Source organism: Psychrobacter sp. CX21 (assembly GCF_057396255.1).
Genome location: NZ_JBXYJG010000002.1, coordinates 138,377 through 152,548, shown reverse-complemented (window position 1 = coordinate 152,548; position 14,172 = coordinate 138,377). Strand labels below are relative to the sequence as shown.

The 14,172-nt window shown below is 38.7% G+C and carries 11 protein-coding genes; 7 read left to right on the top strand and 4 right to left on the bottom strand.

The genetic code is table 11. The features are described from left to right. The first annotated feature begins 172 nt into the window (after positions 1-172). The 3 genes from ppsA (at position 173) to rpsT (ending at position 4,617) form a co-directional block, all read left to right on the top strand. Entirely contained in the window at positions 173-2,560 is a 2,388-nt protein-coding gene (gene ppsA, locus AC2SLP_RS01885; protein ID WP_486534932.1) for a phosphoenolpyruvate synthase, read from the top strand. Positions 2,561-2,902: 342 nt separating this feature from the next. Next, positions 2,903-3,748 carry an RDD family protein gene (locus AC2SLP_RS01880; RefSeq protein WP_486534931.1) on the top strand — a complete coding sequence of 282 codons (846 nt, stop codon included), beginning with the start codon at positions 2,903-2,905 and terminating at the stop codon, positions 3,746-3,748. A gap of 602 nt (positions 3,749-4,350) precedes the next feature. Beyond that, a complete protein-coding gene (gene rpsT / locus AC2SLP_RS01875) occupies positions 4,351-4,617 on the top strand; it encodes a 30S ribosomal protein S20 (RefSeq protein ID WP_486534930.1) in 267 nt (88 codons plus the stop codon). A gap of 348 nt (positions 4,618-4,965) precedes the next feature. Here the strand turns inward: rpsT and AC2SLP_RS01870 are convergent, their stop codons facing one another. The 4 genes from AC2SLP_RS01870 to AC2SLP_RS01855 form a co-directional block, all read right to left on the bottom strand. Beyond that, positions 4,966-5,709: a histidine phosphatase family protein gene (locus AC2SLP_RS01870; protein ID WP_486534929.1), complete on the bottom strand. Its 744-nt coding sequence runs from the start codon at positions 5,707-5,709 to the stop codon at positions 4,966-4,968. Between the two features lie 183 nt (positions 5,710-5,892). Next, positions 5,893-6,687: a metallophosphoesterase gene (locus AC2SLP_RS01865; protein WP_486534928.1), complete on the bottom strand. Its 795-nt coding sequence runs from the start codon at positions 6,685-6,687 to the stop codon at positions 5,893-5,895. A gap of 82 nt (positions 6,688-6,769) precedes the next feature. Then, positions 6,770-7,495 carry an orotidine-5'-phosphate decarboxylase gene (gene pyrF, locus AC2SLP_RS01860; protein ID WP_486535041.1) on the bottom strand — a complete coding sequence of 242 codons (726 nt, stop codon included), beginning with the start codon at positions 7,493-7,495 and terminating at the stop codon, positions 6,770-6,772. A 410-nt stretch (positions 7,496-7,905) separates the two neighbouring features. Continuing rightward, positions 7,906-8,286 (bottom strand): LapA family protein, encoded by a 381-nt coding sequence (locus AC2SLP_RS01855; protein ID WP_486534927.1) that lies wholly within the window; start codon positions 8,284-8,286, stop codon positions 7,906-7,908. A gap of 526 nt (positions 8,287-8,812) precedes the next feature. Here AC2SLP_RS01855 and yajC point away from each other — a divergent pair. From yajC to AC2SLP_RS01835, 4 genes are all read left to right on the top strand, one after another. After that, positions 8,813-9,142, top strand: coding sequence for a preprotein translocase subunit YajC (gene yajC / locus AC2SLP_RS01850; RefSeq protein WP_486534926.1), 330 nt, complete (start codon positions 8,813-8,815; stop codon positions 9,140-9,142). A gap of 124 nt (positions 9,143-9,266) precedes the next feature. After that, the gene (gene secD, locus AC2SLP_RS01845; RefSeq protein ID WP_486534925.1) at positions 9,267-11,144 is read left to right on the top strand and encodes a protein translocase subunit SecD; all 1,878 of its coding nucleotides are present in this window, start codon (positions 9,267-9,269) and stop codon (positions 11,142-11,144) included. Between the two features lie 9 nt (positions 11,145-11,153). After that, positions 11,154-12,356, top strand: coding sequence for a protein translocase subunit SecF (gene secF, locus AC2SLP_RS01840; RefSeq protein ID WP_486534924.1), 1,203 nt, complete (start codon positions 11,154-11,156; stop codon positions 12,354-12,356). Positions 12,357-12,560: 204 nt separating this feature from the next. Next, positions 12,561-13,991, top strand: coding sequence for an MATE family efflux transporter (locus AC2SLP_RS01835; protein WP_486534923.1), 1,431 nt, complete (start codon positions 12,561-12,563; stop codon positions 13,989-13,991). The last annotated feature ends 181 nt before the right edge of the window (positions 13,992-14,172 follow it).

Genomic DNA, 14,172 nt, shown 5'->3' with positions numbered 1-14,172 from the left:
AGCTATGCGAATTTATAAACTCTTTAATATTACAATTAATATTTAAACGTCTTTATGGACTATTAAGTCATAAGATTATGCATAGTTTATATAAATTTTAATGGTTAACCATACACAAATTACCGAAATAGCGGTATAATTTAAAAAAATGACCTTATTTCCTGGAGTTATCATGACAACACCGCAAGTTATTACCCTTGACAAGTTAGGCAAAAACGACGTCGAAACAGTCGGCGGTAAAAACGCCTCATTAGGCGAAATGATTAGCCATCTATCAGACCTAGGTGTTAGTGTACCAGGCGGATTTGCAACCACTGCTGCTGCCTTCAACAATTTTCTTACTGAAACTGGTTTACTGGATAAAATTAACGATGAGTTGAATAATCTAGATGTTGATGATGTCAACAAACTGACTGAAACCGGTAAAAAAATCCGTAATTGGATTATTGAACAAGAATTACCAGCGTCATTAGAGCAAGAAATTCGTGATGCTTTTGAGATAATGAGTGAAGGCGAAGATATCGCTGTTGCTGTACGTTCTTCAGCAACTGCAGAAGATTTACCGGATGCATCATTCGCAGGTCAACAAGAAACTTATTTAAATATCCGCGGCATTGATAACGTATTAATCGCTATAAAAGAAGTATTCTCTTCTTTATATAATGACCGTGCTATTTCATACCGTGTTCATCAAGGGTTTGAACATGCTGGTGTTGCCTTATCAGCAGGTATTCAGCGTATGGTACGCTCAGAAACTGGCGCTGCTGGTGTTATGTTTACCCTAGACACAGAAAGTGGCTTTGATGAAGTGGTGTTTATCACTTCAAGCTATGGTTTGGGTGAAATGGTCGTTCAAGGTGCGGTTAACCCTGATGAGTTTTATCTATCAAAAGCCCTATTAGAACAGAACAAACCTGCTGTTGTTCGTCGTAACTTAGGTAGTAAGCATCAGAAAATGGTGTACGGCGATGAAGGCAGTACCGCTCGTTCAGTTAAAACTGTTGATGTCGAGAAAGAAGATCGTAATCAGTTTTCTTTAACGACTGATGAGTTAAATGAACTGGCTAAGCAAGCCGTTACTATTGAGAAGCATTATGGCCAACCGATGGATATCGAGTGGGCAAAAGATGGTGATTCAGGCAAATTGTTTATTGTGCAAGCCCGTCCAGAAACCGTCAAAAGCCGTCAAGATACAAACGTTATGGAACGTTACCTCATTCAAAGTCAAGGCGCTAAAGTGATTTGTGAAGGCCGTTCGATTGGTCAGCGTGTTGGCGCGGGTAAAGTTCGTGTTGTTAACAACCTAAATGAAATGGATAAAGTTGAAGTTGGCGATGTTCTGGTTTCAGATATGACAGATCCTGATTGGGAACCGGTCATGAAACGCGCTTCAGCTATCATTACCAACCGTGGCGGCCGTACTTGTCACGCTGCCATTATTGCTCGTGAATTAGGGGTTCCTGCAATTGTTGGTTGTGGTAATGCCACTGAGTTATTGACAGATGGTCAAGAAGTAACTGCTTCTTGCTCAGAGGGCGATACGGGCTTCATTTATGAAGGTATTTTGGATTTTGAAATTCAAAGCAATTCAATTGAAGCCATGCCAGAGCTGCCTTTCAAGATCATGATGAATGTGGGTAACCCAGATCGCGCCTTCTCATTTGCTCAAATACCGAATGCTGGTGTTGGCCTAGCCCGTTTGGAATTTATTATCAATCGTATGATTGGTGTGCATCCAAAAGCGCTACTAAACATGAATACACTACCACGAGAAGTATCTCAAGCAGTTAAAGAACGTATCTCTGGATATGCTTCCCCTGTTGATTTTTATGTTGATAAACTGGTTGAAGGTATCTCGACATTAGCAGTGGCATTTAGAGAGCAGCCAGTAATTGTTCGTATGTCTGATTTTAAATCAAATGAATACGCCAATCTAATTGGTGGTAAATTGTACGAGCCATCAGAAGAAAACCCAATGCTTGGCTTCCGTGGTGCAAGCCGCTATGTATCGGATAATTTCCGTGATTGTTTTGAGCTTGAGTGTCGTGCGCTAAAACGCGTCCGCGATGATATGGGCTTAACCAATGTTAAGATTATGATTCCGTTTGTCCGAACCACCAATGAAGCTAAGGAAGTGGTTGAGATTCTTGAGAAAAATGGTCTTAAGCGTGGCACCAATGGCCTAGAGCTTATTATGATGTGTGAGCTGCCTACCAATGCCCTACTTGCAGATGAGTTCTTAGAATACTTCGATGGTTTCTCTATTGGTTCTAATGATTTAACGCAATTGACTCTAGGTTTAGACCGCGATTCAGGTATTGTGTCTCACCTATTTGATGAGCGTGATGCTGCGGTTAAGAAATTATTATCTATGGCAATTTCAGCCTGTCATAAGCAGAATAAATATGTGGGTATTTGTGGTCAAGGCCCATCAGATCATCCAGATCTAGCTTACTGGTTGATGGAACAAGGTATTAGCTCTGTTTCTTTAAACCCAGACTCAGTTCTTGATACTTGGATGTTCTTAGCCAATGATGACAACGCTAATGCTAATGCCTGATTTTAGATTAGGTTTAGTTTGAATGAGGCTATTTCAATTCATTCTTTTAAGTTGTTGATATTAAGAGGCTTAATAAGTATTAATCAGTTTCAGCATTTCAAATGCATTAGAACTTAAAATGTCGTATCCGGCCACAATAATCAAATTTATGATCATTGTGGTCGTTTTGCTATATACGCCTAGGTTCAATTTTAATAATTGTATTAAAGACCTACAATAGGTCAAGATACATTTATTATAGTACGTATAGATTGGTTGCGATAAATAGATTAACCTTCAAGATTGGATTATCAAATTAAAGCCGCATATAAATAATTAAACATTAAAAAGGGTTATCGTTTTATGAAAATATTTCTGGCGAGAAATGGCGTTCAAGCTGGACCTTATTCACTTGAACAGCTTAATAACATGCTAGCGACAGGTGAGGTCGACCTTAATGATTTAATGTGGCATGAAGGTATGGATCAGTGGGTTCGTGTGGGCACTATGACCTATGAGACTAGCCATTATACCCCGCAGACTAGCAATAATGCGCCTGACACGAACAAACGTGTATCAGTCGCAGAGCTATATGGGAATAACGAGCCTGATGTTAAAAGTGAAAATAACATTTCACCTGCGCCAAATCCTCCTAATAAAACAGTAGGTATGTCTAAGAAACCTGGTGCGCTGGTAGCCAATGCTTCATCAGAATTGGCCACTATCAGTAGTCGCGTATTAGCAGTAGTTCTTGATCAGATTTTAGCGCTTTTATGCTTAATACCACTGTTATCGGGTATGGATTTTGACTTTGAGAAGCTACAAGCCGCTGTTCAAGACCCTGCGCTGTTAGGTACGATAGCAGAAACCATTCCTACGCATCTTGCTACAATGACATGGTTTTTAATATTTGCTTTATTTATCGTCCAAATATTCTTACTTGTCAAACGTGGTCAAAGTATTGGTAAACTCATTACAGGTGTTCGTATTTTGGATGTTGAATCTAAAAACTTACCTTCAGTCACTAACATTATATTGATACGTACTGTACTAACAAACCTTGCTTATAGCATTCCTACTATTGGACAAGTGATTTTGGTTGTTGATTTTGTTATGATGTTTATCGATAAGCAGCGTCGTAGTTTACATGATAAAGTTGCTAAGACTTATGTCGTTAAAGCAAGACCTTCTCAGTTGAATAAAAAATAGATAACTTACTTAATAATCTAAGCTTTAAAAAACGGGTAAGTGTAATAGGTGCAGGGTATAATCAAGTCTCTATGTTTACCAAACCTTTATAATTATCAAAACCTGTATATTTACCACTATTAATATTGTGTTTAAGCGCTAAGTTTGTTAAAATAATCCGCTTTAATTTGCACACAAAGATAATATTCCAAATTTGTGTCAATGACGATATTTTAAATTTGAACGAACTGGCTGCTTATTCAAATTATTTATGTTGTCACCATATAGTCAAAGAAGTCTAAAATGGTTACAAGGCAACCGAGTGCAAGTACTACTCGAGTAGACTTAACGAGATAAACACTGTAACCGTTTAGTAGTTCGCTGACTATAGCTATTTATAGCTAGCCTGTGGATAGTCTCAGATCCATAATGGCTAAAGTGGACAAACTTAACCCAGTCAACTTTTAGATTGTTTTATAACCAGACTGTTTAAAAAGTTTTTTGTAAATTTCTTAATATTATGTTGAGTCAATTAGTCTTAATTTTAAGCGATTGATTTTTATATTTTCAGTATTTCATACTGAGTCCTAATTTAGTAATTAAATTCTACCAAGGAGACATCCGTGGCTAACTCAGCACAAGCTCGTAAACGCGCACGTCAAAATAACTCTCGTCGTCAACATGCTGCTTCACAGCGTTCGATGATTCGTACTTACATGAAAAAAGTTGATTCAGCTATCGCTGCAAACGATTACGATGTAGCTACTGAAGCTTTTAACAAAGCTGTACCTGTTATTGATCGTATGGCGGACAAAGGCGTTATTCATAAGAATAAAGCAGCTCGTCGTAAAAGCCGCTATAACAAAGCCATAAAAGCACTTAAAGCTTAATTGGCAAATTAATTAGTTTTAGCTAATTTGGATTATTGAAGTAAGACAAAGCCCTCAACACTGTTGAGGGCTTTTTTTATTGGTTCTATAATCAGCGAACTAATATCAGTGAACTACTAAACGATTACGGCATTACTCCTCTACGCCTACATAAGTATAGTCAGCGAACTTATAAAGAGTCACGGTGTTAACCTCGTTAAGCCTACACTAGTAGTACTTGGACTCGGTTGCCTTGTGACTACTTTAATGTTCTTTGACTATAGTATTTGCGTTATGAATACTTGCATCAAGTTACCTTGTAACCAATCCAGACTTCTTCAACTATAGCTTAAATTTCTGTTGAGCGAATCACTTACGAGGCAGTAGCAATCGAGAGGACGGTACTTCAAATCTTTGACCGCGCCAAACCAAGTTGGCGGTGGCTTCTTCGAAGGGTTTGTCATCAAACCACATAAAAACGCCTTCCATCATTTTAGGCCAATCATCCCAAGTTATGTCGTTCGCGTCTAGCATCACCCCTAAGAACGCAGCCAGAAGTGTGTCATGACTTACCGCAAGCGATAAAAACCCGGGTTCAGGCTGAGAGTCATATAATAACGATAGCAAATCTAAACCGCCTTTTTGAGCTGATTTAGTACTGGTTAAATCATCTCTTAAAAAAGCATTAATAAAATTTAAAGCACCTATCTTTTTAAACTTTTCGTTCGCTTTTTTGGAATCAATTACCAAACTTCCAGGCTCTACCAGTAGCGACTCATGTGATATGGGTTGTTCAACCCCTGCGCCATCTTGCATAAGCTTTGCAGTATCAACACATCGCCATATTGGACTTGCGATACTAGGGGTATCCAGCGAATAAGGCAAATATTCAGACAACCAGCGACCCCATGATTTAGCCAATACCCTACCTTTGGGTGTTAACGGTAAATCTGCACTAGCAAAACCTTGACCAGTAGATCGCTCTCGTAACGAATGCCGAGTAAACAATATCAGACGTTCATGATTATTCGGTAGATGTTTAATAGAATGAATCATACTCTCAGGTAAATGAGCAGGCGCAGGTGCTAAACTAAGACGCTTAGAAGGTATCATTGTTTCGATAGTAGTTGCCTTGTACAATATAAAAGTTAAGACTATAAGAGTTCAGACGTTATAGATGTTATAGATATTATAGATGTTATAAATGTTAATTTAAGATTCTTTATAATTTATAGAAAATTTAGTATACACAAACTTTAATACAACAAACTTAGTCCAAGTTATTCAATAAGCGTATCATATCTCGACCACTTTAGCCCAATCAAACTCTAACTCTGTACTGCTAATCTCACCGGGATAAGCACGAGGATTGACCACTACTCGCGTATTACCCTCAACGTAGTCAAAAGCTTCATGAGTATGCCCATGCACCCAGAGTACTGGCGCCCAAGACTCATGCATCCAATGACTAAAATCGGTAACAAAAGCAGCATTACTAGGTAGGTCCGCATATTTTTTAGACACTGATCTTGGACTAACACTATGATGACTCATAACAATAGCTCGTTTGTCATCAGCTTGTGCTTTAATCAAGGCTTGCTTTAACCACCGTCTATGTTGATGATGGATTTGGATGGATAGCTCAGGAGAAAATAGCTGCTCTCCTACACGTATTGCACGATAGTCACGCATAAAGGCCATCACCGCATCACGTGTTTGCGGCGTGGATTCAAACTCATAGTCTGTCCATAGCGTACATCCTAAAATTCGGATATCATCGACATCAAATTCATGACATTGTAATACCCTAACACCTGAGAAGTTATGAGCATCGTAATTATCCCAACTTTGCAGCTGCTTATCAAAAGTCAGAATGTCTTCAGAAAAATATTCATGATTACCCGCAATAGTAATGATGGGTTTGTTATTCTCGCGGGCTTGATCTTGTAGCCATGCCATACCTGAATCACTATTGGCAGTATCACCTGCAACTAAAATGATATCCGCAGTCGTTTGTGGAATACGGCCTAAAGGCTGATCCCTTTTCGCATAACTGTCTATATGAAGATCACTTACAATTTGAAGTTTCATAACATCCTATCAACATACATGTATTAAACTCTCATTATCCCATATATGGCTATTATTAAATTAAAATCAACAACTTCAAAGCTTATAAAGCGTTAATAGAATCTAATATAGTCATTAATTTTTGCGTAGGCAACTTTGATTGAGTTATAGAGCGTCCAATGACCAAATAATCAGAACCATTTTGCATGGCTTGCTGCGGGGTACAAATACGTTTTTGATCATCAGTAGTATCTTCTAAAGCACGTATACCTGGAGTTATTAATTTAAAGTCTTTCCCACATAGCGCTTTTAGTCGTGCAGCTTCTTGTGCTGAGCAGACCACCCCGTCTAAACCCGCCTCTTTTGTTAATAGTGCTAAGCGCTCCACCTGTGCATCGACACTTGCCTCAATGCCAATATGGTTCAGCTCATTTTGATCCATTGAGGTTAATACGGTTACCGCAATGAGCAACGTATCATAGCTACCATGCTTCAATCTGTTATTAGATTCTTGCATGGCAGTCAAGCCTGCACTGGCATGAAGATTTACCATCCACACGCCCATATCTGCTGCGGTCAATACTGCTTGAGCCGTGGTGTTAGGAATATCATGAAACTTGAGATCTAAAAATACTTCAAATCCCATCTTATGTAGTTCTCTAATGACTTTCGGGCCACATCTGGTAAATAACTCTTTACCTACTTTTAAACGACAGTGCTTAGGATCTAATTGATCTGCTAACGTTAAAGCATCAGACAGTGAGTTCTTATCGATTGCAACTATAATAGGTGACGCTATTGATGACGCGGTTGAATCAGAAGACGTTATCGTTGAATCAGAAGGCGTTATCGTTGAATCAGGCACTATTAATTGCTCTGAATTATTATTTGAATGATGCGGTTTATCCGAAGAAGATGGGCTCACAATGACTCCAATTTAAAAATTAATGCTCATATTCAATATAGGGGGGTATATAGTAAGTATAAAGGATGATGCTTGAAATCCCTAAAAAATCTATACTGCTATTTAAATATAAATCAAAGAAAAAAAACGACCTTTATTGAATAAAGGTCGTTATCATATCAATTACGTTATATAACCAACTTAATAGTGATTATAAATTGCCGCTTATTTAAAACTACTGATTAAAGACCATTTATTGAAGACCATTCATTGAAGACAAGTTAGGGAAAAGCAGCGATAAAAAATTCCAATTTTAAAGGTTTAAATTTACTGTATTATAGCGTAGGTTTTGATTTAGTTACTGTAACTGAGCTGTCAGGTTGTGAATCAACAAATACAGTATTGTCATTAACATCTAACTCGTCTTGATGCTCCAGTGCGATAGTAGCTTGCGCTAATTCTTCTTGTAAACGTTTGTTTTCTTTATTTAAACGGTTAATTTCCCACTTGTTTTGTAGCACTTTAAACAATAATAATGCCAAAAGCATGCCAATAATAACACCCAGAAAAATACATAATATTAATAAAAGCCCCAAATTCATTGCTGGAGCTTGGGTAAAGAGAAGGTTAACCGCCACTTCTCTACCATTTGCTAATACCAAACCTAAAGAATAACCAAATATTATGAACAGTAAAATTATCAATATAAAGCGCATACAAACCTCTGAGTATTATGATCTGAAAAGTAATGGAATTAAGAAGCAAATTAATGAAGAAGCAAATTTATTAAGATGCTAGTTTTAAAATGCTAGTTTTAAAATGGTTAAATAATCGTTATATCGGGGATTATAACGTTATATAGCCAAGCTCTGCTAGTAGTCATTATATATTAAATATTACCAGTCATAGAAGTAAGTGTTATCATAAGCCTCATTTTTTGATACTATGCCTTTTATTTGTGATAACAATGCTACTTAGCTGTTTAACTTATAAGTTATTTTTAAGCTTTCTTAATTATCAGCTAGTTAATTTATTAGCGCCTCAACTTAAACGCTACTTAGCACCTTAATCATAAATTCCGTACAGTTTATTGTTATTATGTTTATGACCAGATACGTCGGGATAGGGGCGATACTTTTTGAGATAGTATGTATTAACTTAGTATGTTTAAGCTAGCTTAAAACATACTAACAATTTAAATATCTATTGCCCCTATCCCACAATAATTTTCAAGGATATAAAATGTTTTTATTTATACAATCAGCCCATGCCGCAGAAGTCGCTACTGGACCTTCAATGATTATGCAGTGGATCTTCCCACTTGCAATCTTTGCAATATTTTACTTTTTAGTTATCAGACCTCAATCAAAACGTGCCAAAGAACACCGCAACATGGTGAATGCATTGGCGGTTGGTAATGAAGTCATCTTTGCTGGTGGCCTAATGGGTAAAATCAAATCTATCGAGGGCGATTATGCGGTTGTCAGTTTAAATGATAGAAATGATGTGATGGTCCAACGCGCCTCAGTGATATCAGTATTACCAAACGGTACTATGGATGGTCTTAAGTAACTATTACTAGTACCTCACAATAATCTATAAGAATTAACGGTAAAATTACCGGTTTAATTTACTCGTTTAGAGATACCTACTTTAGCATTCTTTTGTCATCCTTCCTTTAAGTGAAGTAGCTACTATGCATTACCCTGCCTGGAAATATTTTTTAATAATCTTTGTGCTCGTTATTGCAGGGCTATACGCCCTGCCAAACCTGTATCCAGATGAACCTGCCGTCCAAGTTACTAGCGCTTCTGCTGGTACGGAACTTACAGATGATGTGCTTGAACAGTCGAAGCAGTTATTAGATGAGTCTGGTATTGCCTATCACGATACGACCTTTACTGATAACAGTGCCTTGCTTCGTTTTAATAATGGTGAAGATCAACTCAACGCCAAACAAGTATTGCGTCAGAATTTAGGCGATGATTATGTGGTTGCGTTGAATTTGGCTCAAACCACTCCTGAATGGCTGCGAAATATTGGCGCCAAACCCCTAAAGCTGGGCTTAGACTTACGAGGCGGTGTTCGATTTGTCCTAGAAGTTGATATGGATAAAGCATTAGAACAACGATTAAAAACAGCCAGTAATGAGGCGCGTAGTACACTACGTAAAGAGCGCATCGCAGTTAAAGGCATAAATGTAACTAATGACGGTATCCTACTTCATTTTAGTGATACTGAACAGCGAGACAAGGCACAGCGTATATTGCAAGCGTCTCAAGGGTCTCAGTTTAATCTTCAATCAATGATGGATGATCAAGGCGCAGCACTTAGCCTTGAATATAACGATGCTACCATTGATGAGATTAATGAATATGCAGTTGGGCAAAACTTAACCACACTGCGTAATCGTATTGCCGAGCTCGGTGTGGCAGAAGCGTTGGTTCAATCACAAGGCACCAACCGAATTGTGGTTGAACTACCAGGTGTTCAAGATACCGCAGAAGCGAAACGCGTATTGGGTCGCACCGCCAATCTAGAATTCAGATTAGTAGCCGATGAAAACGCGACTTATGATGGTGGAATTCCCCCAGCAGGTACAGAAGCGTACCCATATTTAAGTCTTGATGGTCCTTTATCTTTATTAAATCGTCAGCCTATTTTGACGGGTGAGAAGGTTCAGGGCGCAACCTCTGGATTGGATGAAAAAGGTGTACCCGAAGTTAGTATCACGCTTGATACGGCTGGCGGTAAATTGATGCAAAATGCCACCAAGAATGCTGTGGGTAAGCAAATGGCTGTCTTGTTTATTGAAAATAAGCAAAAAGTATCCTACGACGAAGACCTGCAAACAGGCGAGATGATAGAAACTCGCACGCCTTATTCAGAGATTAAAATTATTAGTCAGGCTAATATCCAAGCGGTGCTTGGCTCATCATTTAGAATTACAGGATTAGACAGTACCGCCGAAGCTGCAGAGCTTGCGTTACTATTACGCTCAGGGGCGCTTGCCGCACCAATGTATTTTGTTGAAGAGCGTACTATCGGGCCATCACTGGGTCAGCAAAACATTGATGATGGTTTATTTTCAACCCAAATAGGCTACATGCTCGTATTCGTATTAATGATTATTGTCTATCGTCTATTTGGTATTGTGGCTAATATTGCATTGGCATTTAACCTTATCATTATAGTCGCAGTCTTATCAATACTAGGGGCGGCGCTTACCCTACCCGGTATTGCTGGTATCGTATTGACGATAGGTATGGCAGTTGATGCCAACGTGCTCATATTTGAGCGGATTCGTGAAGAGCTGTCAGAGGGTACTCGGCCTAAATCTGCTATAGTCGCCGGTTTTGATCGCGCCTTTAGTAGTATTTTTGATGGCAATATAACCACGCTTTTAGTGGCAATTATTCTTTTTTCAATTGGTTCTGGTCCTATAAAAGGGTTTGCTATCACCCTTGCCATTGGTATTTTAAGCTCATTATTCACAGCAATTATTGTTACCCGAGCTTTAGTACAAATTATTTATGGCAGACGTAAATCCATTAAGAAATTGAGCATAGGCTAGGAGAGAATAATGTCCGACAACAATCTAAAAAAAGATTCAAATAAAAAACCTGAGTCGCATGAAAGCTCTACACCAGCATATATTGAAGGAGGTCGACGCCGTAAGCGTGGTCCACGTCGAGATGGTAGAGGGAGTAACGCCCCTACGAATACATCAGACTCAGTCAAAACGGGTACTGAGGTTCAAGAAGTTGATGTAAACATTGAAGATACGGATACTTATGAAGATGAAGCTGCGCTAGCTGAAGGTGGCGTTAAAGCGGTCGGGGACAAACGCATCATTCCCTTTATGAAGCTTGAAAAACCGATGGCGATATTTTCTATTATTATCGTGTTGGTAAGTTTAGCCGCTATATTTATCAATGGTTTAAATCTTGGCTTGGACTTTACGGGTGGTGTCTCTGCCAATGTCACTTATGAACAACCAGTTGAGCAAACTGAGGTTATAAATACCTTAGAAGAGGCAGGCTTTGATGATGCCGTCGCCCAATATCTTGGCGGTACCACAGAATTATTAGTTAGACTGCCGCCGCAATCTGATAATATTGATGGATTAAATGAAGCACTGGGTCAGGCTCTTAACTTACCCGACAATCAAGCCGAAATTAGCAGTGTAGAGATTATCGGTAGTCAGGTAGGTAACGAGGTATACTTAAGCTCGTTAATCGCAATTATTACTGCTTTAGCAATGATGATGTTATATGTAGGGGTTCGATTCCAGTTTAAGCTGGCAGTTGGCGCCCTTCTTGCTTTGTTTCATGATGCGATTGTTACCCTAGGTATTTTTGCATTGTTCCAGTTTCCGTTTGATCTAACAGTATTGGCTGCTATTCTGGCGCTTATCGGTTATTCCCTAAACGATACCATCGTTGTCTATGACCGTATTCGAGAGAACTTTAGACGGGTGCGCGGTACGGAACCTCGTACCATCGTAGATTTATCATTAACCGAAACGCTGCGCCGTACTATCATGACGATTTCAACTGTATTGGTAGTGGTATTGGCCATGTTGTTCTTAGGTGGGGCAGGTTTGTATTGGTTCTCCGTCGCCTTCTTTATCGGTCTTATTGCAGGTACCTACTCTTCTACTTATATTTCAAGCTCGATTCCTTTGAGAATGGGATTATCACGTGATGATTTTGTGGTAAAAGTTAAGCCTGAATTTCAAGAAGAAGTGGTTACCTTCAATAACCCTAAAGTGTATGAAGACTAACTTTAAAAAATTAATAGCCTCGTTTTCACCATTTGTAGCTATTTAATGAGCATTAGTTATTTAATAAGCATTAGTTATTTAATACTTAAAGCACCTTAGGGTGCTTTTTATTGTTTATATGAATAACTCTGAGTTCAATCACTAAAGCACAGCTTAGCAAGCCGACTGCTGTTAAACACTTAATTGTATAAAAGTATTGGGCCTATGAGTTCTATTAAAACTGACACTTTGGATTTGAGCTATCGCCGTATTATCGGTATTGCTGCGCCTGTTCTGATTGCTAATTTAGCCATGCCGCTACAAGGCGCTATAGATGTGGGCGTCGTTGGTCACTTTGATGACTCTTATTTTTTGGCAGGCCTAGGCATTGCTTCTCAGCTTTGGCTATTAGTATTAGTGAGTTTTAACTTTCTGCAATATGCGTCATCGGGTCTTGCCGCTCAGGCTTTAGGGCGACAAGCTACTGGTACCTATAAAAGTACTGAACTTGCCGATATTCTTTATAGATCCTTAGGGTTAGCCTGTGTGCTGGGCATTATATTATGGATATTTAAACCCTACATCATCAACTACGGACTTCAATTGTTAGGCGCACAACCTGCTAGCAGTGAGGCTGCCAATACCTATCTACAAGTACGCTATTACGGTATTATATTTGAGCTTATGAATTACGCCTTTATTGGATGGTTTGCTGGTCAAGGCAAAACCAATCAAATGATGATGGTTCAGTTACTTATCTCATTGAGCAATATGATACTTACGTTAAGCTTTGTTTATGGGCTAGGAATGGGTATTGACGGCGTTGCATTAGGAACGGTTATAGGCTACATAATAGGTGTTTCAACCGCTGCATTTTTGGCTAGCCAGCATATACGTAGCTTGTATTTATCATCTCAAAATCAGTCTGCTGATAAAAGCTCATACCATACTAATACAGATGGCTCAACGAGTGGCATTAAACGAAATTTATTAAGAATCTTTGAGCTTAATAAAATATTAAGCTTATTCTCACTTAACAAAGATATCTTTATTCGTACCCTGCTTTTGACATTGAGCTTTGCATGGATCACTCGGCTGTCAGCTCAGCAAGGCGACTTAATCATGGCGACCAATGCAGTATTACTGCAAGTATTAAGTATATCTGCGTTCGCCTTGGATGGTGTGGCAGTTGCAGCTGAGAGCTTATCGGGTCAAGCGGCGGCTCGAAAAGGACGTCATTACTTTGAGCTTGCTGTAAAGCGCACAGGAATCATGACTTTTTGGTTGGCGGTTGCACTGAGTTTTATTTGGTTGTTGGTACTGCCAACCTTCTTGTCAATCATGACTGACTTACCTCAGATATATGAATTGGCTATTGAATATCGCTATGTAGCCACCTTGTTACCTTTAGTAGGCGCAGGGGCCTATTGGTTAGATGGGGTTATGTTCGGACTCACCGCAGGATCAAAAATACGCAATGTTGCTTTACTAGTATCGGCTATATTTTTCCCTTTTACATGGATTAGCTACCATTTATATGGCAATCATTATCCTATGCCAGTTATTTGGCTTGGCGTATATTGTTTATTAATTTCGAGGTTTGTTATTGCAGCTATTGTCTTATGGCGTAATAAAGAAACTGTGGCATCGGTATAAGCGTTATGTATTCATAAATTAATAATTTAAACCGGCGTCCTATACCAGCTTTATAAATCGTTATTTTAAAATCTCATTCTTAAAAATTTTGATTAATAAAATACAATTGTTAATTACCAATAATAACTCTAAGCTTTATTGTAAATGATATTCAATACATACTCAGTCCATATAGATGCTA